The organism is Pedobacter sp. AK017 (assembly GCF_014200825.1).
Classification (GTDB): Bacteria; Bacteroidota; Bacteroidia; order Sphingobacteriales; family Sphingobacteriaceae; genus Pedobacter; species Pedobacter heparinus.
In genome coordinates this window covers 38,673-60,410 of the sequence record NZ_JACHCW010000014.1, presented here as the reverse complement: position 1 = coordinate 60,410, position 21,738 = coordinate 38,673, and the positions used below count along the sequence as shown (strand labels likewise).

At 43.4% G+C, this 21,738-nt stretch carries 19 protein-coding genes; 9 read left to right on the top strand and 10 right to left on the bottom strand.

Translation table 11 applies throughout. The features are described 5' to 3' along the window. Nucleotide 1: 1 nt before the first annotated feature. From secG to HDC92_RS18825, 7 genes are all read left to right on the top strand, one after another. A complete protein-coding gene (gene secG, locus HDC92_RS18855; protein WP_012780424.1) occupies nt 2-346 on the top strand; it encodes a preprotein translocase subunit SecG in 345 nt (114 codons plus the stop codon). 211 nt (nt 347-557) lie between these two features. Then, nucleotides 558-848: a co-chaperone GroES gene (gene groES, locus HDC92_RS18850; RefSeq protein ID WP_012780423.1), complete on the top strand. Its 291-nt coding sequence runs from the start codon at nt 558-560 to the stop codon at nt 846-848. Nucleotides 849-891: 43 nt separating this feature from the next. Further along, nucleotides 892-2,535 (top strand): chaperonin GroEL, encoded by a 1,644-nt coding sequence (groL, locus tag HDC92_RS18845; protein ID WP_012780422.1) that lies wholly within the window; start codon nt 892-894, stop codon nt 2,533-2,535. A 307-nt stretch (nt 2,536-2,842) separates the two neighbouring features. Further along, nucleotides 2,843-8,626: a PKD domain-containing protein gene (locus HDC92_RS18840; RefSeq protein WP_317618105.1), complete on the top strand. Its 5,784-nt coding sequence runs from the start codon at nt 2,843-2,845 to the stop codon at nt 8,624-8,626. 2 nt (nt 8,627-8,628) lie between these two features. Continuing rightward, on the top strand, nt 8,629-9,657 hold the full coding sequence (locus HDC92_RS18835; RefSeq protein WP_183876661.1) for a PorP/SprF family type IX secretion system membrane protein: 1,029 nt from the start codon (nt 8,629-8,631) through the stop codon (nt 9,655-9,657). A gap of 55 nt (nt 9,658-9,712) precedes the next feature. Continuing rightward, complete coding sequence (locus tag HDC92_RS18830) at nt 9,713-10,369, top strand: MgtC/SapB family protein (RefSeq protein ID WP_012780419.1); 657 nt, start codon at nt 9,713-9,715, stop codon at nt 10,367-10,369. A 57-nt stretch (nt 10,370-10,426) separates the two neighbouring features. Continuing rightward, complete coding sequence (locus HDC92_RS18825; RefSeq protein ID WP_183876660.1) at nt 10,427-11,854, top strand: L-serine ammonia-lyase; 1,428 nt, start codon at nt 10,427-10,429, stop codon at nt 11,852-11,854. On the opposite strand, the gene HDC92_RS18820 is transcribed toward HDC92_RS18825, so the two are convergent. From HDC92_RS18820 to HDC92_RS18795, 6 genes are read right to left on the bottom strand one after another with little or no spacing between them, the layout of a single operon-like run. Further along, on the bottom strand, nt 11,851-13,197 hold the full coding sequence (locus tag HDC92_RS18820; RefSeq protein ID WP_183876659.1) for a DUF58 domain-containing protein: 1,347 nt from the start codon (nt 13,195-13,197) through the stop codon (nt 11,851-11,853). The genes HDC92_RS18825 and HDC92_RS18820 overlap by 4 nt on opposite strands. 12 nt (nt 13,198-13,209) lie before the next feature. After that, nucleotides 13,210-14,187 (bottom strand): AAA family ATPase, encoded by a 978-nt coding sequence (locus HDC92_RS18815; RefSeq protein ID WP_012780416.1) that lies wholly within the window; start codon nt 14,185-14,187, stop codon nt 13,210-13,212. Nucleotides 14,188-14,190: 3 nt separating this feature from the next. Further along, complete coding sequence (locus HDC92_RS18810; RefSeq protein ID WP_183876658.1) at nt 14,191-15,372, bottom strand: DUF4350 domain-containing protein; 1,182 nt, start codon at nt 15,370-15,372, stop codon at nt 14,191-14,193. Beyond that, on the bottom strand, nt 15,369-16,094 hold the full coding sequence (locus HDC92_RS18805) for a DUF4129 domain-containing protein (RefSeq protein WP_183876657.1): 726 nt from the start codon (nt 16,092-16,094) through the stop codon (nt 15,369-15,371). The genes HDC92_RS18810 and HDC92_RS18805 overlap by 4 nt, the downstream gene beginning before the upstream one ends. 2 nt (nt 16,095-16,096) lie before the next feature. Further along, entirely contained in the window at nt 16,097-16,981 is an 885-nt protein-coding gene (locus HDC92_RS18800) for a glycerophosphoryl diester phosphodiesterase membrane domain-containing protein (RefSeq protein WP_012780413.1), read from the bottom strand. Continuing rightward, nucleotides 16,978-17,934, bottom strand: coding sequence for a stage II sporulation protein M (locus tag HDC92_RS18795; protein WP_183876656.1), 957 nt, complete (start codon nt 17,932-17,934; stop codon nt 16,978-16,980). The genes HDC92_RS18800 and HDC92_RS18795 overlap by 4 nt, the downstream gene beginning before the upstream one ends. Nucleotides 17,935-18,025: 91 nt before the next feature. On the opposite strand from HDC92_RS18795, the gene HDC92_RS18790 reads away from it, so the two are divergent. Beyond that, the gene (locus tag HDC92_RS18790) at nt 18,026-18,769 is read left to right on the top strand and encodes an RDD family protein (protein ID WP_183876655.1); all 744 of its coding nucleotides are present in this window, start codon (nt 18,026-18,028) and stop codon (nt 18,767-18,769) included. A 30-nt stretch (nt 18,770-18,799) separates the two neighbouring features. Here the strand turns inward: HDC92_RS18790 and HDC92_RS18785 are convergent, their stop codons facing one another. The 4 genes from HDC92_RS18785 to HDC92_RS18770 all read right to left on the bottom strand — a co-directional run bounded on the left by HDC92_RS18785 (nt 18,800) and on the right by HDC92_RS18770 (nt 21,066). Then, a complete protein-coding gene (locus HDC92_RS18785; RefSeq protein ID WP_183876654.1) occupies nt 18,800-19,144 on the bottom strand; it encodes a DUF2752 domain-containing protein in 345 nt (114 codons plus the stop codon). A 6-nt stretch (nt 19,145-19,150) separates the two neighbouring features. Then, the gene (locus tag HDC92_RS18780; RefSeq protein ID WP_012780409.1) at nt 19,151-19,636 is read right to left on the bottom strand and encodes a DUF5684 domain-containing protein; all 486 of its coding nucleotides are present in this window, start codon (nt 19,634-19,636) and stop codon (nt 19,151-19,153) included. An 83-nt stretch (nt 19,637-19,719) separates the two neighbouring features. After that, nucleotides 19,720-20,415, bottom strand: coding sequence for a lipoyl(octanoyl) transferase LipB (gene lipB / locus HDC92_RS18775; RefSeq protein ID WP_183876653.1), 696 nt, complete (start codon nt 20,413-20,415; stop codon nt 19,720-19,722). A gap of 9 nt (nt 20,416-20,424) precedes the next feature. After that, nucleotides 20,425-21,066 (bottom strand): 4'-phosphopantetheinyl transferase family protein, encoded by a 642-nt coding sequence (locus tag HDC92_RS18770; RefSeq protein ID WP_012780407.1) that lies wholly within the window; start codon nt 21,064-21,066, stop codon nt 20,425-20,427. A 68-nt stretch (nt 21,067-21,134) separates the two neighbouring features. On the opposite strand from HDC92_RS18770, the gene dcd reads away from it, so the two are divergent. Further along, nucleotides 21,135-21,671 carry a dCTP deaminase gene (dcd, locus tag HDC92_RS18765; RefSeq protein WP_036675075.1) on the top strand — a complete coding sequence of 179 codons (537 nt, stop codon included), beginning with the start codon at nt 21,135-21,137 and terminating at the stop codon, nt 21,669-21,671. Nucleotides 21,672-21,738: the final 67 nt, after the last annotated feature.

The window sequence follows — 21,738 nt, the reverse complement described above, 5'->3', positions numbered from 1 at the left end:
TATGCTTTTTTTAATTATTTTACTGATCATTGTTTGTGTTGCTTTAGGGCTGTTTGTTTTGGTACAAAATCCTAAAGGTGGAGGTCTGGCTACCGGTGGTGCGGGCAGCAATATGTTTGGTGTTCAACGTACAGGTGATGTACTGGAAAAAGGCACCTGGGTTTTATTAACTTTAATTGTTGTGATCACCTTATCTATTACCACAATTGCAAAATCGGGAGGTTCATCTACTGGCGGCGCATCAAAAATCCAGGAACACCTGGACAAAACCCCAACACCATCTCCGATAGGAAACAGAACGGCACCAGCTGCTGCTCCTGTTGCTACAGATACCACAAAGAAATAGACCTTAAAGGTTATAGAGAAAAGCCCGGTACAGTGTACCGGGCTTTTTTATGTTCTGCCACTCTGACACAAAAACACTTTAACAAAATCTGTTAGCTGACAATGCAGTGCAAATTTGTCAACCTTAATTGCATTGGCATAAAAACTGATGTAATTACTGACGTACAATACGAATTTAAATTTTAACTTAAAAAATAAATTAATATCAAGTTATGGCTTTAAACCTTAAACCAATTTCAGGTACAGCAAACAGAGTTATTGTTGAACCTGCTGCGGCAGAAGAAAAAACAGCTTCAGGAATCTATATCCCTGACACTGCAAAAGAAAAACCATCAAAAGGAACTGTTGTTTCGGTTTCGGAAGAAGATTCAGAAGGTAAGAAACCAGCAGTTAAAGTGGGCGATGTAGTGCTTTATGGCAAATATGGCGGCACAGAACTTCCTATTGACGGTAAAGACTATTTGATCATGCGCGAAAGCGACATCTACGCTATCGTAGGATAATTGGAGTAACATTTAAACATTAAAACTTAATCACATTTAAGAAATGGCAAAACAAGTAAAATATAATGTAGAAGCCCGCGATGCCCTGAAAAGAGGTGTTGATACGTTGGCCAATGCAGTAAAAGTAACTTTAGGTCCTAAAGGCCGCAACGTAATTATCGATAAAAAATTTGGTTCACCTGCAATTACTAAAGATGGTGTAACTGTAGCAAAAGAAATTGAGTTGAAAGACCCGATTGAAAATATGGGTGCCCAGATGGTTAAAGAAGTAGCTTCTAAAACTGCGGACATTGCAGGTGACGGAACAACTACGGCAACTGTATTGGCACAGGCAATTGTTACTGCTGGTATTAAAAACGTGGCTGCCGGTGCAAATCCAATGGATTTGAAACGTGGTATCGACAAAGCAGTTACTGCCATTGTTGAAAACCTGAAAGCCCAGTCGCAAACTGTAGGTGAAGACAACAACAAGATCAAACAGGTAGCTTCTATTTCGGCTAACAATGATGAGGTTATTGGTGCTTTAATTGCAGAAGCAATGGGCAAAGTTGGTAAAGATGGTGTAATTACTGTTGAAGAAGCAAAAGGTACTGAAACTGAAGTTAAAACAGTTGAAGGTATGCAGTTTGACCGTGGTTACTTATCTCCTTACTTTGTAACCAATGCCGATAAAATGGAAGCGGAATTAGAAAACCCTTACATTTTGATCTATGACAAAAAGATCAGCAACATGAAAGAATTGCTGCCTGTTCTGGAAAAACAAGTTCAGACTGGTAAGCCTTTATTGATCATTGCTGAAGATTTAGACGGTGAGGCCCTTGCTACATTGGTAGTAAACAAAATCCGTGGCTCACTGAAAGTTGTTGCTGTTAAAGCTCCAGGTTTTGGTGACCGCAGAAAAGCTATGCTGGAAGACATTGCTATCTTAACTGGTGGTACTGTTATTTCTGAAGAAAGAGGTTATAAATTAGAAAATGCTGACCTTACTTACTTAGGTACTGCTGAGAAAGTTGTTGTTGATAAAGACAATACTACTGTAATCAACGGTGCTGGTCAGTCAGAAGACATTAAAGCCCGTGTGAACCAGATCAAGGCTCAGATTGAGACCACTACATCTGATTACGACAAAGAAAAGTTACAGGAGCGTTTGGCTAAATTAGCTGGTGGTGTTGCTGTTCTTTATGTTGGTGCTGCTTCTGAAGTAGAGATGAAAGAGAAAAAAGACCGTGTTGATGATGCTTTACATGCAACCCGCGCAGCGGTTGAAGAAGGTATTGTAGCAGGTGGTGGTGTGGCTTTCATCCGTGCTATTGAGGCATTGGAAGGCATGAAAGGATCTAACGATGATGAAACTACTGGTATCCAGATCATTCGTCGTGCTATCGAAGAGCCTTTACGTCAGATCTGCCAGAATGCTGGTATCGAAGGATCTATCGTAGTGCAAAAAGTTAAAGAAGGTAAAGCCGACTTTGGCTACAATGCACGTACCGACGTTTATGAAAACTTAATTGCAGCTGGTGTAATCGATCCGACTAAAGTTGGTCGTGTAGCACTTGAAAATGCAGCTTCAATTGCAGCTATGCTGTTAACAACTGAAGTTGTATTGGCTGACGATCCAGAAGAAGCTCCTGCGGGTGGTGCTGGTATGCCTCCAATGGGTGGTGGCGGTATGGGTGGTATGATGTAATTCATTAGTCCATAATCATATAGAAGCCCCGGGAATATTCCCGGGGCTTTTTTTATTTCATCCGTTTTACTACAATATAATTAATTAGAGCAAAAAATTATTTACTTTTATACAGCATCCTGTATATATGGTAAAACGTTTACTCTTTTTTACATTTGCTCTCCTATTTCTTCAAATATCTGAGGCTTTTTCTCAGATAACGATTGGAACGGTTGACGCTGGACCTTATACACCAGGATCGAGTATTGCGGCGACTTTTAGTATAAATCCGGCAACCTGTATCAATCGTGACAATCAGTTTGATTTGGTGTTAGTATCACCTGCAGGAGTAGAACTTAGTACAATTGGAAGTTATACTGGTTTTTATACTACATTTATAAATGGGACAATACCTCAAGGAACATTACCAGGAACAGGTTACAAGCTTAGAATTAAAACGACTAGTCCCGTTCTAACACCTATTGCTGAATCAAATACTTTTGAAATTAAGACAGGTACAGCTATTACTGCCGCGGTAAGTTCAGCACCAGTGATAACCGCCCCTTACATATTTGGTTATTGTCCGGGCAGGCCCAATGCTGTTTTTAACTTCACGAACCAATCCACAGCTACGAGTACGGTAACTGGTACGATTAAGAATGAACTGAGTGGTTCAATTGATGCAAATCTAACTTTCACTACCGCCATACAATCCTTTACTGCTTCATTCGCTCATTATACAGTAAGTATAAAGGCTCAAATGCCCGATGGCACTATTGGGACAAGAGCTTACATGGTTATAAATAATAATGTATTTAACAACTTTTCCACTTCAGGATCAAATGCATTTGTTTGTTTACCTGGAGGTTTTCTCCAGTATGGTGTAGATGTAAACGGTCCAACCGGCATCCAAAATAACTACCCTGGTAACACCTACCAAATAATGTGGGGAGATGGCGTTACAGATACTTATACATTTTGCGATTTAAAATCGGGATCAGTTCAACATGAATATTTGAGATCTTCTTGTGGAAATCCCCCCTATAGTACAGGAGGGGGGACAGTTTATAACGTCTTTGGCATTAACATCTCTGTTGTAAGTCCTTGCGGACAAGTTGGCGGAGCCATATCAACTTATGTTAGAGTTGTTGATAAACCCGTAAATAAATTTTCCCACCCCGCTGCTGCTTGTACGGGCAGGCCAGTAACTTTTGTGAACAACTCGATATTGGGACAAGACCCCGGATCCAATTCACAGGTCTGCAGCAATAATAATGTGACTTACAACTGGTATGTTGACGGACAAATTGTTCTGGCAGGCGTACCAAGATCTACCAATTTAGTTCATACTTTTCCTACCCATGGAGTTCATGATGTAAAATTGGAGTCGGTAACAAGTGGCTCTTGTGAAGGTGCCGCCATAACGCAGCAAATCTGTATTCAGGATCCTCCACAGCCAGCGTTTGATTTCAATGGGGCTCCACAAACAGGATGTGCACCATTTACCATTCAGGCAAGGGACCTCTCTGTTATAGATAACATTTGTAATGCAAACAACGCTTACAACTGGATTGTAAATGGCCCAGCAGGTGTACAAATTACAAATCAAGGAGATAAAAATCCTATTTTCAAGTTTAATAATCCGGGAACCTATACCATCATTCTGGAAATTCAGACTGCATCTTGTGGAACTGTAAGAACACAGATACCACAGCAAATTGTATTGGCAGACGGAGCTCCGGTTGCCACATTATCCGATAATGTAACATTATGTGCCTTAAACACTTTTACCTTTGACAATAATACCGGTCCTACAAGAACCATTCTTGCAGGAACACAACAGGACTTGGCTACTACATATACCTGGTCTGTTACGGAAAGCGATGGTAGCGCTCTTGCGCCTGGAGACTTTAGTTTTGAGGGCGGTACTGATTTGCACACCAAATTTCCAATTATTAAATTCAACCAGTTTAAAACCTACAGAATAAAGGTCGTACACGTTAATAGCTGTGGACAAACTGATGATTTCCAACTTATCACTTTCTCTCCTTCACCAGTCCCTAATGTTGTCGCCAATGCAAATCCTATCTGTTATGATGGGGTAATTAATCTGCAGGGAAGCATTACTGGTGGGGCATATGCTTCATTTGAATGGGTAGGTAACGGCGGCAGTTTTTCACCTGCAACGGGGAATTTGACAACGACTTATACGCCTAGCATTGCCGAAAGAAATGCTGGTACAACAACAATAATATTAAGAGTAAATACTGGTTTGCAAGGTGCATGTGCAAGGGTTGAATTCCCACTAGTGGTCAACATCCGGCCGAACAACACCGGTACAAATGCAACTCAACAGATCTGTACAGGCAATGCTGTTTCCCACACCCCTGCTTCAACTGTCGTCGGCAGTACATATAGTTGGACAGTGAGTAATCCAGATGGAAATGCCACGGGTCAACTTCCTGGATCCGGAACTGCAATTACGGATGTCATTATCAACAATAGTGCTACAGCGAATGCAGTTGTAATCTATACTATTACTCCACTTAGTAACGGCTGCTCCGGTGTGCCATATACTTTCACTGTTACGATAACTCCAAGGCCTGTTCTGACAGCAATAGCTGCCAAGTCAACAATTTGCAGTAATGAATCTTCAGCTATCACATTAAGCTCTAATTTACTAAATACCAGATATACCTGGACAAGTTCCGTTACTGGTAATATTACAGGAAATAACAGTGTAAATACGCAAACAGCAAACAGTATAATCGATGATATACTAATTAATAACAGTACCACCCAAGGTTCAGTAACTTATACCATCACACCATTCTCCGCTACGGGATGCCCAGGCACACCGGTTTCTGTTACCGTAAATGTAGATCCCGCATTAACAGTTGCCAATGCAGGGGCCGATAAAAGTATTTGTGCTACTACCAGCTATACGATGGAAGGAAATACGGCTAATGTTGGCACAGGAACATGGACACCCGTATCAGCCAATGCCTCAGGTGTTACCTTTGCTAATCCCAATAGCCCTACTACAGTGGTTAACGGCCTAAGCCCTGGAAATAGCTATACCTTCAGATGGACAATTGATGCTGCAAGTGCCTGCAACCCTACATTTGATGAAGTGACTATTACTGTTAACGAACCCACCATACCAGGCACTACAGCAGGAACTCCAACGATAGTTTGTGCCAATAACAATACCGGAACCATTACCCTGAGTGGAAATATTGGCAATGTGATCAGATGGGAAAGCAGTCTGGATGGCAATACCTGGATCCCGATTGCAGGAAATAATACTACTACGACCTATACCTTTAATAACCTTACCGTTTCTACACAATTTAGGGCTGTTGTTCAAAATGGCGGTTGTACAGTAGAAAATTCTACCGGAACAACCATCACAGTATCTCCCGCATCCACCATTGCAACTGCAGGTGCAGACCAGGTGCTGTGTAATGAGCTGATTGCTACATTGGATGGAAATACACCTGCTGCAGGTGAAACGGGAGTATGGACCCTTGCCTCTGGCAGTCCAAATGCAGTCATAACCGATCCTGCTAATCCCAAAACCACTGTAACTGGATTAACACCAGGTCAAACTTATCGCTTCGTATGGACTATAACAGGCAATGCGCCATGCGGGCCAACTTTTGACGACGTTACCATAAGAAACAATCCACCAATTGTCCAGAACATTAGCAGTACCAGTGCTGTGGTTTGTAACGGCCAGGAAGTACTCCTTAATGGCAGTGCACCAACGGGCGGCGATGGAACGAATTACACCTATTCCTGGGAAATTAAAGTAGATACAGGGCCTTGGAATCTCATAAATAATGCAACCGACAAAGACCTGATCATTACCCTCACTACGCCTGGAACGGTCAGCTTCAGGAGAACCGTAACTAGCGGGGGTTGTACTTCTACCAGCAATGAATATTCCATTGTTGTTCAACCCGCAATAACAGGCAATAACATCTCCGCAGACCAAATTATCTGTAGTGGCACTACGCCTGCATTACTTACTGGCCCTGCACCAACAGGTGGCGGCGGAACATTTACCTATCAGTGGCAATCCAGTCCGGATGGAACGGTATGGACAAACATTGGGGGTGCCAATGACATAGATTATCAGCCAACAGCCCTTACCACAACCACTTTTTACAGGCGTAATGCCAGTACCCTTGCCTGCGGGTCCCTGCAAGTTCCTAGTAATGCAGTTAAAATAACCGTTAACCCGAATGCAAAAGCCGAATTTACCTGGACAAACGACAAGGGTTGTGTTCCTTTTACCCTCCCTCTCACAGTAGTGCCTTATGCAGATAGGAATGCGACTTACACCTGGTACGCGAATACTACAGTTATTGGAACCGGCACAACATCCCCTGTTTACACCATTCAGAACAGTAATGAATCAGTGACGATCAGACTGGTGGTAACCAGTAGCCTGGGTTGTTCTCAGGATGAATTCAGCCATGTATTCAGTACCAACCAGGCTGTACCGGCATCATTTACACAAAACACCACCGAAGGCTGCGGACCATTACCTGTAAATTTTGTAAACACTTCTGACCTTACTGCAGGAGCAACATTTTCATGGGATTTTGGCAATGGCACGAGCTCAACGCAAGCCAATCCGGGCACTGTAACCTACCAGGCTGAAGCAACCGGAAAAGACACGACTTATGTGGTAACCTTAACCGCTACTACTTCTTGCGGAAGTAATTCCGTTACTTCAACCGTACTTGTAAAAGCAAAGCCCGTAGCCATATTTTCACCAAGCAGAACAGATGGTTGTTCACCTATGCTTGTCAACTTTACTAATACTTCTCCGGGTGGTGCAGGTACTACTTATTTTTATGATTTCGGCGATGGCAGCCCTGTTATACAGCGACCGGATAAATCTCCTGTACAACATACCTACAATACCACGGTAACCACTACCTTCAGGGCCACGTTAACAGTTGTAAACGAATGTGGTACCGATATCCGTGCGTACAATATCCGTGTTGCTCCGCAAAACATTACGCCTGAACTGGTAGTTGATGCCAATGAAAAAGAAGGCTGCGCACCACATACCGTCAATTTTGACAACAACTCTATTGGTGCATCCCGGTTTACATTTGATTTTGGCGATGGCAGTCCAATCCAGACTGTGCTAACCACCGGCAGGGTTCCCCATGTGTATACTATGCCAGGCACATTCACCATCACAATGACCGCCTACAACAGTTGCTCAGAAATCTCTACTACAGAAACCGTTACTGTTCTGCCCCAGCCAATTGCTGATTTCGATGCAGTAAACAAATTAGGTTGTACCGGCCTTGCCGTTAAATTTACAAACAACACTCAAAACGGGGTTAGCTATCTATGGGATTTTGGAGACGGTTCTCCAACTTCTACAGAAGTTGAACCAACCCATGTCTATACCGGCAGCCAGGAATACTATACCGTGACGCTTACAGCAGTAAACAACCTGGGCTGCCCAATGACGGTTACCAAAACCAACTTCATCCACATTGTACTACCTCCTGTTGCCGCCTTTAATGTCAACCCTTCTACCCTGATCAGCATTCCCGATTATACCTTTAATTTCGAAGATCAGAGTACCAATACCCCTACCATCTGGGAATGGGATTTTGGCGATGGCACCAGTTCGGCACTAAGAAACCCGAGCCATACCTACCTGGATACAGGCACCTATAAAGTGACACTCAAGGTAACCAACCAGCAGGGCTGCTTTACCACTACTTTTAAAAATGTAACCATTAAAGGTGTTCCGGGCTATTTATTTGTACCTAATTCTTTTATACCGGGCGATACACGTCCGGAGCTGCGGGAGTTCCGCGCCAAAGGATCGGGAATCGCTAACTGGCGCTTCAGCATCTTTAACAAATGGGGGCAACTGTTATGGGAAACAACCAAGCTGGAAGAAGGCCGGCCTGCCGAAGGCTGGGATGGCACATTTAAAGGGCAACCTATGCCTCAGGGAGTTTACTTCTGGAAAATAGATGTGCAAATGATCAATGGAACAGAATGGAAAGGCATGACCTACGACAAATCTGTACCTAAACGAACGGGACCAATACATTTAATCAGATAGCTATGCGCGGGAGAAAAAGACCTATAATTGTGTTGTTAATCATGTTGGTAAGCCTTAGGGCTTTAGGACAGGATCACATCTATTCCCAGTTTTTTAATGCGCCTATTTACCTGAACCCCTCATTAACCGGGCAGTTTGAAGGCGATATCAGGATGAACCTCATTTACAGGAACCAGTGGACGGGACTGAGTGGCGATCTGTCGTACATTACCGCTTCGGCCGACCTCAACATCTCTAAGTTTGCAGGCGGTGTAGGCCTCATGTTTACCCGCAGCAGCGAGGGAACCGCTTATCTGGTTAAAAATAATGCTGCCGCTACCTATTCCTACAGCGTAGGCGGCGACGATTTCGTAGCCTCATTTGGCATACAGGCCGGCTTTACCAACAGGCAGATCGATTGGAGCAAGCTCGTATTTGCCGACCAGATTGACATGCGCCTGGGCTATATTCCCGGAAGTGTATCCGCAGCACAGCCCCCTGATCAGGACAGTAAATTCTTTTTTGATGCCGCCGCTGGTACCAATATCGTATTCAGGAATTTAATGGTCGGCCTTGCCGTTCACCACATCAACAAGCCCGATGAGTCTTTTAGCGGTACAGTGGCCAAACTACCCATGCGGATCACTGCAAATGCCAGTTATAAGATTCCCCTAAGTCCCTATTACGATTATAACCAGGATGAAGGTGCTTCTCTTATCCCTTCTGTGGTTTATTATAAACAGGCCAGTTCCAGCTCTATCAGCGCAGGCGCCCAGTTCAAATACAGAGGCTTAAATACCGGCCTTTGGTACCGTAGTGCCAGCCAGGGTGGGCCGGATGCCATTGTGGTTTCCCTCATATTCGACCTCTTTAAAGGCAACAGGAACGGCGAAAAGCTAAGATTGGGCATAAGCCATGATGCCACTACCTCAAAAATCAACTATACCAATACCAGTGGTACTACTGAAGCCAGCATTGGCTACGAAAAATATTTCCCCAACAGTTCCGGTTATAACAAATTTAACGGCCTCAGGTGTTACGATTTCTATTGATGACCGAATAACAATCCAAAGGAAATCTTTGTTATATTAGATCATTTAAACAGTTATGGAGAACATTCTTGACAGCAACCACTTCCTTACACAAAGTGAGGTAAACAAGTTTTTAATGGCTACCCTGCTTTGTGGCCTTATTGGCGCAGAACGGGAATTCCGAAGCAAACAGGCGGGGTTAAAAACCATGATCATGATTGGCCTGGGTTCTACTCTTTTTACCATCCTGTCCATTAAAATAGGTTTAAGCAGTCACGACCGCATCGCTTCCAATATTGTTACCGGAATTGGTTTTCTGGGTGCCGGTGTTATCTTTAAAGAGGACAACCAGGTCAAAGGCCTTACTACCGCCTGCGTCATCTGGATAGTTGCCGCCATTGGTATGGCCATAGGTTCGGGCTTTTATGAACAGGCCGTAGGCGTAACACTGGTTGTACTGCTCGCTTTACTCATCTTCCCTTTTCTGGAAGAAATGGCCGAACGCCGCTTCACCAAAAGGATATACCGCATTGTAAAACGCTATGAAGGCGAAAGTCTGGAAAAGTATGAAGAAGACATCAAGACCTCTAAGCTAAAGCTATCCCGGGGAAAACAAGAACTCGCAAACGGCATCATTAGCGGTACATGGATCGCCATTGGCAGTCCCAAAAACCATAAAACCTTTGTAGACCGCATGCTGCAGGACAAAAACATCATTGCTTTTGATTTTTAGTCGGCACCACTTAAGCAACATATAAACAATATCATGAAACTGTATTAGCTTTGTAGTATGCAAAGGGAACAGATCTCGGTATTCGACATTTTTAAAATTGGCATAGGCCCATCAAGTTCACATACGCTGGGACCCTGGAGGGCAGCACAGCAATTTACGGCATCACTTAAACAAAAAGAGCTGCTGGCACAGGTACTGCAGGTAAAAGTGCTTTTATATGGCTCCCTGGCCAAGACCGGAATAGGCCATGGTACCGATATAGCTACATTACTTGGACTTACCGGTGCCGATCCGGTTACCTATGATGTAAATGCCATCGGCCCTGCCATTGCAGCAATTAAAAAAGATCAGTTATTGTCCCTTGCCGGAGAAAAGCCGATCAGCTTTGATTACAACGAAGACATGATCTTTCTTTTCTCCGAAAGTCTGCCTTTCCATCCCAATGCGGTTACTTTCCAGGCCTTCCTAAAGGATGACAAAGCTTTTTCGGAAACCTATTATTCGATAGGCGGTGGCTTTGTGGTAAAAGAAGGTGATACAGGTAATGAAAAGGAACAGGTAGACCTGCCCTTTCCGATAGAAAAGGCGAGCGAATTGCTACACTGGTGCCTGTCTACCGGCTTAAAGGTATCAGAAATTGTGATGGAAAATGAGCTGGCCTGGCGCAGGGAAGAGGAAACACGCAAGGGCATTATGCAGCATTACACTGTGATGAAAGACTGTATTTACAGGGGCTGCCATACCTCAGGCTTTTTGCCCGGCGGATTAAATGTAGCCAGAAGGGCTGCTGCTTTAAATAAAAGACTGATGGGCGACAGTGCCTATACCAATTATACCAGCTGGGTAATGGCCATCAGGGCCGGGGGCAATGGTTTTAATTATACTTTAGATTGGGTAAGCTGTTTTGCGCTGGCGGTAAATGAAGAAAATGCTTCTTTTGGCCGGGTGGTAACAGCCCCAACCAATGGTGCTGCCGGGGTTATACCTGCCGTGCTTCAATATTACATTACCTTTTGTGATGGTTTTACAGAGGAGAAGATTATCCAGTTTATAACCTGCGCTTCAGAAATAGGCAGCATCTTTAAAAAAGGCGCCACCATATCGGCAGCGATGGGTGGCTGCCAGGCAGAGATCGGCGTATCTTCGGCCATGGCGGCAGCAGCTTTAACAGAGTGTTTGGGTGGCTCACAACGACAGGTATTGATGGCTGCCGAGATTGCTATGGAACACCACCTGGGCCTAACCTGCGACCCTATAGGCGGGCTGGTACAGATCCCATGTATTGAAAGAAATACCATGGGTGCCATTAAAGCTATAACAGCCAGTCAGCTGGCTTTACAAAGCAACCCGGATAAAGCCAAGGTTAGTCTTGATGCTGTAGTAAACACCATGTGGGAAACGGCATTGGACATGAACTCCAAATACAAGGAAACATCTGATGGAGGCTTGGCGACAAACATCCCTATCAGTTTACCGGAATGCTAGATTTTTTGCTGCGCCTTAATAGACAGGTAACGGTTCACTACATTTATGGTTAATTTTTCTGGCGGGGTAAGGATACTCAGTATCCCATGTTTGGCCAGTTCCTTAACCATCAGCTTTTTTTCGTAAGCAAATTTAGCTGCTATAGTTTGAATGTATATGTCCTCTACATCCTGCACAGGTTTTTCTGTTAGGGTTTTAAGTTCTGTATTTTCAAAAAATACAATGAGCAGCAGGTGAAATTTTGCCACACGCTTTAAATAGGGAAGCTGCCGGTTCAAGGCAGACATACTTTCGAAATTGGTAAAAAAAACAACCAGGCTACGCTGCCTCAATACGCTGCGCACCGTGGTATATAACGCTTCCATATTCATTTCCAGGTACCGCGTTTTTTCTTTGTATAAAACAGCCATTATTTTACCAAGCTGCGCCGGTCTGCGATCTGCAGGTACCACACTTCCTGTTTTTTCCGCTATCGTGATCAGGCCTGCCTTGTCTTCCTTTACCAGGGCCACATTGGAAAGGATAAGGCTTGCATTAATCGCATAATCCAGCAGGCTCAATCCTTCAAAAGGCATTTTCATGGATCTCGATTTATCGATGATACAATATACATGCTGCGATTTTTCATCGGTAAAAGTGTTCACCATCAGCTCGCCCTTCCTGGCTGTTGCCTTCCAGTTCACTGTACGGTAATCGTCGCCCTGCACATAATTCTTTACCTGGTCAAATTCCATGCTATGCCCTATACGCCTGATCTTTTTGATCCCAATTTCATTTAACCGGTGCGATATAGCCATCAGTTCGTATTTGCGCAGCTGTAAAAAAGAAGGATAAACCGGAACGGTAACTTCCGATCCGATATTGAACCTGCGTACCACAAGGCCAACAGGCGATTGAACATACAGCCTTAGCTGCCCAAAAATATACTCACCCCTTTTTGTTGGCCTTAAAGTATAGGTGATGGTTTTCTGTGTGCCCGATTTAAGATAGCTTTTAAACCACAGGTCCCTTTTTTGGAACTGATAAGGGATTTCGTCAATAAGTCCGGCCCGGATACCAAAAGCATAGAAATTCTCCAGATAAATGTGCAGCTCATTGTCATCCCCGTTGCTTAACCTTTCCGGAAGGTCCCTCCGCACAAACACCGTCTTTTTAGGCTGGTACAGCAGCAGGCCATCTACCAGTACCAGTGCTGCAAATATCCAAAAACACAGGTAGGCGAGATCAGCCAGCCAGGGCAGAAAAAACGAAAACAGGAACAGGCTTACGCACAGGCCAATGCCGGCAAAAAATCTTTTGCTCAGAAACAGGTCTGTATAGCATTTTTTTAAAAGGTTTCTCAAGATCCTGATGTTTTACCTGGGTACTTCTATTTTTTGAATGATCTGGGCAACTACATCACTAGTGGTAAGCCCCTCCATCTCTTTATCCGGCGTAAGCATAATGCGGTGCGCAAGCACCGGTGCAGCCACTTTTATCACATCCTCGGGGGTCACAAAATCACGGCCCTGCATGGCCGCAAAAGCTTTGGCCCCATTTACCATGGCCAGAGAGGCCCGCGGAGAGGCCCCCAGGTAAAGCGATTTGTTGTTCCGCGTTTCATGGGTGATCTTTGCTATGTATTCTATCAGCTTAGGTTCAACATGCAGCGCTTTGATCAGCGCCCGGCAGGATTTGATCCGGTCTATGCTTAGCACAGCTTTAACTGCTGCCAGCTCATCCTCCAGTTTACGCTGGTGCTGGTTCAATAAAATAGCCGTTTCTTCTTCCAGGCTCGGATACTTTACTTCTATTTTAAACAAAAAACGGTCAAGCTGCGCTTCTGGCAGGCGGTAAGTTCCTTCCTGCTCTATAGGGTTCTGGGTGGCCAGTACTATAAAAGGCTCATCCATCAGATAAGTATGCCCGTCTACTGTCACCTGTCGCTCTTCCATCACCTCAAACAAGGCCGATTGTGTTTTTGCCGGGGCACGGTTAATCTCATCAACCAATACAATATGACCAAAAACAGGGCCTTTTCTGTATTCGAAGGTGGCCGACCGGGGGTCAAACACCGAAGTCCCAAGCACATCCGAGGGCATCAGGTCGGGCGTAAACTGGATACGGGAAAAAGAGGCATCAATACTTTTAGCAATCAGTTTGGCACTTAAAGTCTTGGCCACGCCCGGTACACCCTCCAGCAATACATGCCCATCGGCCAGTAAGGCGGCAATTAAAAAATCTATGGTGTCTTTCTGACCCACAATAATATTGCCCAGCGTTGTTCTGATTTGTTCTACTGCTGTATTCAGCTCGCTAAGATCGGTTCTTTGGTTAAACATTTCCGCTTCCATAATTTATTGGGCTTGTTTATAAAATTTTTCTATTGATTTGTTGAGCTCAATGAGCTGCTGATCATTCACCATAGGGGCATTTTCAAGGCTTTTAATAAGGATAAACAGCTCCTGAACGGCAATTTCAGTAAGCCCCGATTTAACCGCCAATGCATTTACAAATTCTTTATCCAGCACCGTTGTTTTTAACCGGTAAGCTGCCCTGATGTGTTCCAGGAAATAGCTGATCTTTTTACGGGCAATGTCCCTGTTGTCACGCTGCTGGTAATATACCTTGCCCACCACGCGGACAAAGTCGACCGAGCTGTTCTTTAAAGGGCTTACTATCGGGATGATGCGTTGCCTGCGTTTCATTTCAAAAAAAACAAATACCAGCAAACCTGTTAAGGCCAGGTAATACGCCCAGCGCAAAGGAGTGTGTTTAAACAGTACACGTAGGATATCACTATCATCGGTACTGCCGCGGGTATTGTTCTCATCCCAGATCAGGGTTTCCGGGGCAGGCAGATAAGACAATGCCCTGGCCGCATATTCCGCGCCCCGCAGGTTCAGCAAATTGTAATTGCTCAGCAGTTGCGGGTTCGGCAATAAATAGAGTCCACCTTTACCAAAGGTATATTTTACAAAATTAACCTCCCCCCTGGCATTCCTTCCCAGTACAGTAGCTTTCAAGGTATCTATTTTGCTAAAATACTGGTCGCCCAGGCCTTTATCAAACACATAGTCTGGATGACCTTTCAGTACAGGGTTTACAAAATTTACCGGGGTGCTTTTTTCTTTGGTATAATTCAATGAAGAACTGATCCTGATCTTCAGCCTGTCGCTCAATGCCCTGTTTAAATTAAAAGCAGCAATAAATACGTCATTCCCATCCTTCATGTACTGCACAAGTTCCCGGTAGTCGTAACTGGTAAATTTTACCTCGCCAGCGATAAACAGGTAAGCCGTATTTTTAAAATGCTTCCCTTTTAATGTATTATAGGCCGGCAATCTTGTGGTCTTTACTTTCGTATCAGGGAACAACCGTTCCACTTCATGAAACAAAATATAAAGACCAAAGGGGATTTTATCTTCTTTTAAATAGCTGGGGGTCCAGTCTGTTGGCTTAGGCTTATAATATTGTGCAAGCAGGTACAATACCATTATCAGGGCACCGCCAATCAGATATAACTTTAATCCTTTCATGTGCCCTTACCATTAAACCGGTCAAAATCTCCTTTAACATAGCCAAAGGTTTCCTTATCTATAAAAAACTCTCCGTACCAGATGTATTCAAACTGCGTGGTAAGCCGGCTAAATTGTTGCCTTTTTTCGGGGTCGGCAAGTTCAGCAATATAGGTTTGGTTTGTTTTTTCAGGCAGCCAGCTGATCAGTGCACTTTCATCCAGCCGTTTTAAAGAATACAGGTAAAACAGGCGCACTGCCAGCCGGTAATTGGCAGCCGCAATTGCCCTTTCTATTTCTTCATTAAAATTGATCTCATGAATGTTATCGGCCGATTCCGTATAAGGCACTTCAACAACTTTAGGTTTACCGGCAAATATCCTGAGGTCGAGCCCCAGCATTTTTACAATTACAAAAACAAAGATGGCCACCACTCCAGCAATGAGCAGGTATTTTAAAAACCCACCCGAATATTTATTGCTGATCAGGTCGTTGATCTGTCGCCACACCCATCTCCAGAACTTTTCCCACAAACCTTCATGTAACGGCGCAACATCATCGTACCTGAAGGCTTTTTGTGCCCTGTAGGCATCCATCTGCTGCAGGTCGAAGCGCCTAACCTTTAAGTTGGTGCTGTCGTTTATAAGCCTTGCAGGTTGTACCGGACCTTTTACAGCCGGAACACTGGCAAAGACCGGCAAAGTTAAACAGCAAAGTAAAAGTACAAAAAGCGCCTTTCGCATGGTCAGTACTCTTCTAAGCCTTTAAAATCATCTTTCTTTTCGCCCAGCTGGTTAATGCGGTCCATCAGGCCTGCACTCTCCTGCCTTTCAGCCAGGTTAAAATAACACAGTGTACAGCCAATTACCGGCACGATCAAAAATACATAACACAGGTGCTGTATCACAGATGAAAGAATGATAACCGTATTGCTCAATCCATTCGCCCCCTTGGTAAATACACTGACCATGGTTAAAAGGATGGCCGGCATGGAGGCCAGCGACATGCTGGCATAAGTGATCACATAAATGATCAGAATGGCTCCGGCAGTTACCCACCACTGTTCTTTCAGCAACTGAAACGAACGGCTGAAAGAATCGGTGAAACCCTTGTTTTCAAGTACCATGACAGGAAAGAAGAGCGACATCGCCGGGAATACATAAATACCAGGTACCAGGCAGAGCAGGAAACAAAAGACAAAAAAGAAAGTGATTCCTATACTGCTAAAAAAAACACGGAAAAAGTAATACTTAAAGTAAGCCCATACCTCATCGGGTGTGGGGGCTACTTTCCCTTTTTGCATATATAAAGCAATATAACTCAATACCGCAACATAAATGGACGTGTAACTGGCCATTGAAAATACAAATACCAGCAGATAATTAATGGTAAACAATTGCGTAACCCTGCTAACACCAAATGGATTGCCCCCCCCGGCATTTCCAAACGCCACCTGTTTTACCTCCATTTGCTGCATGACCGCAGTAACAGTACCGGCAATGATAAAGAATCCACAGAAGTAAACAAACACTTTTAACAAGGGTTTAAAATTCTGTTTTATAAACAGAAAGGTATCATTAATGATCTCTCCAAATTCTCTTAGTTTCTTAAATTCCAGTTTTTCTGTCATGCTTGGCTGAATTGATTGCGTTTAAAAATTTTTGATGGATATATAATTACGTACCAGACGATAAACAACAGCGACCCAGCTAAGATACTGATGCTTAACCATACGGGCATATTGGTATAACGGGTAACAAAACCTTCAAAAAAAGCAGCTACGAGAATAATAGGTACCAGGCCTAAAGCGATCTTGGTACCATCCTTTGCACTGTTTTTAAAGGCTTCAAAGCGGGTATAGGTTTTAGGGAACAACAAGCCATGCCCAAGTACCAGGCCTGCCCCCCCTGCTATAATGATGGCCGAGATTTCCAAAGTGCCATGGATCCAGATCACCAGTATAGATTCTATTCCCAGGCCCTTGCTGAAAAAATAATATTCAAATGAACCGATCATGATGCCATTCTTCAGCATAAAGAAAACAGGGCCGATACAAAAAAATATGCCGCTTACAAACATCAGCAATGCAACATACGTATTATTGGCTGCTATCCTAAAAAACATCTCTACAGGCCCCTGTTGTTTATATACGCCAAAGGGATCTCCTTTTGCAATATTTTCATTGGTCATGTTCACGTACCCATCACCAAGTATAAGTCTTACAAAAGTATCGTCATACTTTGCCGAAAGCACACCAATAGCACAGAAGACCAGAAAAAAGATCAGCGAATAAAGAAGTTGTCTCCGGTAAGTATGGAACAATAAGGGCAGTTCAAACTTCCAGAAGGTGAGGAACCGGTTGGTATCTTCTTTTTTATTTTTATAAATGGATTGATGTAAAACTGAGGCCAGGCCATTAAGGTAGGCCGTGGTTTTAGATTGGGGATAAAATGTTTTGGCATAGGCCAGATCGTTCGTAATGTCGATAAAACGTTCTGCAAGTTCATCCGGACCGGCGGTCTGCTGCTGCTCATAGGATCTCCATTTTCCTGAATTCTGCTTAACAAACAACGCCTCTCTCATAAATTTTGGTAAGAATGTAATTTTCTGTTAAAATAACCACAAAAAACAATTTTACAAGAATTAATTGAACATCAGTATTATATTTGAACTTATGGATACCATTAAAGTAAATACCAGCCAGCATGTCGATATCGATTACCCCGTTGCCGGTTTAGGAGAAAGAATAGCCGCAGCGCTGATAGATTTGGGCCTGTTTATTGGTTTATATCTGATATTTGTACTGCTTGCACTTGTTGGTGGTCTTTCTGGTGCCATAGGCGGTTCACCATATATATTTTTTATACTGATTGGCATTTACTTCGGTGCTTATGTATTTTACGACCTGATCTGCGAGATCTTTATGAACGGACAAAGCATCGGAAAGAGGCTGATGAAAATTAAAGTGATCAGTCTGGATGGCAGTCAGGCCAGTATAGGCCAGTACTTTATCCGCTGGTTGTTCAGACTGGTCGATTTTACCCTTACCGCACAAATGGCCGGCTTAATCTGTATTGCAGTATCGCAGAACAAACAAAGAATAGGAGATATGGTAGCAGGTACTACAGTCATCAAAACTGTGCCGCACACAAACTTTAACCACATTGCGTTCCATCCTGTTGAAGAAGAATATACACCCGTGTTCAACAACACCAGCCAGCTGAACGACAGGGACGTTGAACTGATCCATGAGGTCATAGACACCTATTACAAAACCTTTAATGCCGATCTGATCTACGCCATGTCGGCAAAAGTAGCATCGCTTCTGTCGGTAGAACGTCCTGAAGGTATGAATGAAATGACTTTCTTAAAAACGGTGGTTAAAGATTACAACTATCAGACCTCATTGGTACAATAGCTAAGCTGCATACGTTTTACATGCAGGCTGTTAAGTAGGATAATGCATATGCGGATAGAGAATTTTAAACAAATAACTTCCTATAATGATACTGCCGGTAATTAAAAACAAGGTTTTAATAAGCAGTGGATTGTTTTTTTTGCTCAGGTACCGCGCAGATAAGGCCACTGCAAGGGTAATCAATATGGGAATGGCGGGCGGGTACAACTGAAAGCTCTCCGGCAGGTTACCTTTTAAAAGCTCCAGAACAGCACGCTGGAAACCGCAGCCCGGGCAATCAAACCCGGTAAGTGCTTTAAACGGACAGGGCAGAAAAAAAACATCCGCCTGATCCAATAAATAAGACCAGACGGAAATGATGTATATTTTAATCACCAGCAATTAAGCGTTTGGTGTGGTTGGTGGCTGATTGAACGGATCTTTAGGATCGTTAAACGGGTTGTTTACGCCAAAAGGGTTGTTCGGATTATTGAAGCCTTGTTGTGCTTCGGCTGCCGATGGGCCTAAATACCTGGCATCACCAAAACCAAGCAAAGGATAAAACACAATAGGCAGCAAAATGAGGCCTACTGTATAACCTTCAGTTTTGCCAAAGCTTTTGCTCAATAAGTTCGTCAGCCAAATGCCAAATACGATATTTACGCATGGTATGAGCAGCCAAAGTATCCAGATGGTAGGCTTGCCTACAATTTCAATTAAAATAATGGCATTATAAATTGGAATAATGGCTGCCCAGCCAGGTTTTCCGGCTTTTACAAAGATTTTCCATAACGATGCATATACCAGCACCATAACTGCCAGCCAAAAAATAATCATGCCGGCTCCAATTCCGGCACCAGCTGCCGCGTACTCTGAGTTGTAATCCATAGTTTGTTTTTTAGTAGTTTATTATAAATATAGTACTAATTACAAAAAACAAGAACAGCGGAAGAATGTTTTTTTGAATAATCCTATTTCATTTCCATTTTAAACAGGCTGGCGATATGAAGTTTTAACCTGTCTTTAACCAACTCCATATCAAGCACATACCCCAACTCGCGCTGCATAGAGGTCACATCCTTGTCGTCAATACCACAGGGAACGATATTTTTAAAGTAGTCCAGGTCGGCATTTACATTAAAGGCAAAGCCATGCATGGTTACCCAGCGGCTGCACCTTACTCCCATTGCACAGATCTTACGTGCCTTATCCTTATCAGCATCCAGCCATACCCCGGTAAAACCGGCATAGCGCCCGGCTGCAATACCAAAATCGGCCAGTGTCAATATCACCGCTTCTTCAAGCATCCGCAGGTACAGGTGTATATCGGTAAAAAAGTTATCGAGGTCAAGAATCGGGTAACCCACTATTTGTCCGGGCCCATGATAGGTAATATCGCCACCCCGGTTAATCTTATAATAAGTAGCATTTTTCCCGGCCAGTCCCTGCTCATCCAGCAACAGATTTTCCTGGTGCCCGCTTTTACCCAGGGTATACACATGCGGATGCTCACAAAAAATAAGGTAATTGGGTGTCTCCAGCTGGGTATGGTTGGTCCGGTTCTGTGTTTTTAAAGCAACAGTAGCCTCAAAAACAGCTTCCTGTCTGTTCCAGGCCTCCTGATAATCTATAAGGCCCCAGTCTGTAAATTCAACTTTCTTGTTCATTTGCGAAAATTACGCTACTACATAGCCCAGCATATACCCATCACCCATTTTTAAATAATGAACCGTAAGTTCGGCACTGCCTTCCGGTAAATCAACCAGCGCATTTAATTTCCCCTCATTTTTTAACCTGAATGGTTTAATATGGATGTCCTGCTTAAACTCCAGGCCTCTCCTGCCGTTCCACTTATAAATGGCTTCCTTGGCGCACCAGCAAACATATAAACCATTGATATTGTCCCCGATCTGTTTTTGTGCAAGTTCCACATCGGACAGGAATTTATGCCTGATACTCCTGATTTTATGTTTGATCAGCTCAATATCTACACCAACCTTTTTGGTCTTGCCGATAATTACCGCCGCATAATCGTAAGAATGACTTAAAGAAATATGATAATTAAAATCGGGCAAATAAGGCTTACCGTGGTCGTCCATCCTGCAGTCAATATATTCTGCGGTATTGAGCATTGTCCTTAACAACACACGCGTACTTAACCAGTGCAACAGGCGTTTGCCATTATTTAATGAAGAAATAAAATCCAGCTCATGCTGTTTCAGTTGTAAGCCCGATCGCAGCTGTTCTTCACTTTCCTCAATTTTCCATACAGCAAGTATGGTATCCTCGTCAATATTTTTATTAAAAACTACAGGCATCTCTATTTTAGAAAACAATGCAAAAGTATCTTAAATTAATCATAATTTCGTCCAAATACTATATAATAATGATCCTGTCTGACAAACGAATTCTTGAAGAAATAGATAAAGGCACCATAATCATCGAGCCTTTTAATCCGGACTGCCTTGGTACCAACTCTTATGACGTACATTTAGGTAAATATCTTGCTACATATAAAGACAGGGTACTCGATGCAAAAGCACACAACAAGGTCGAACATTTTGAAATCCCCAAAGAAGGATACGTACTTCAGCCCGGCACTTTATACCTGGGTGTAACACTCGAATATACCGAAACACATGCCCATATCCCTTTTTTAGAAGGCAAATCGAGTACCGGACGTTTAGGGATAGACATCCATGCCACTGCCGGAAAAGGCGATGTAGGCTTTTGCAACACCTGGACGCTGGAAATTTCCTGTGCCCAGCCCGTACGCATATATGCAGGCATGCCCATAGGCCAGCTCATTTATTTTATGGTTGAGGGGAGCATAGGAACACTGTACAACACCAAAAGCAATGCTAAATACAACAATAAAACCACCAAACCTGTAGAAAGTATGATGTGGAAGAATAAATTTTAGCCTGCTGACCGCTGTTTTTAAATTATTAAAATTAGCCTCAATATTTGTATATTGAGGCTTTGTTATA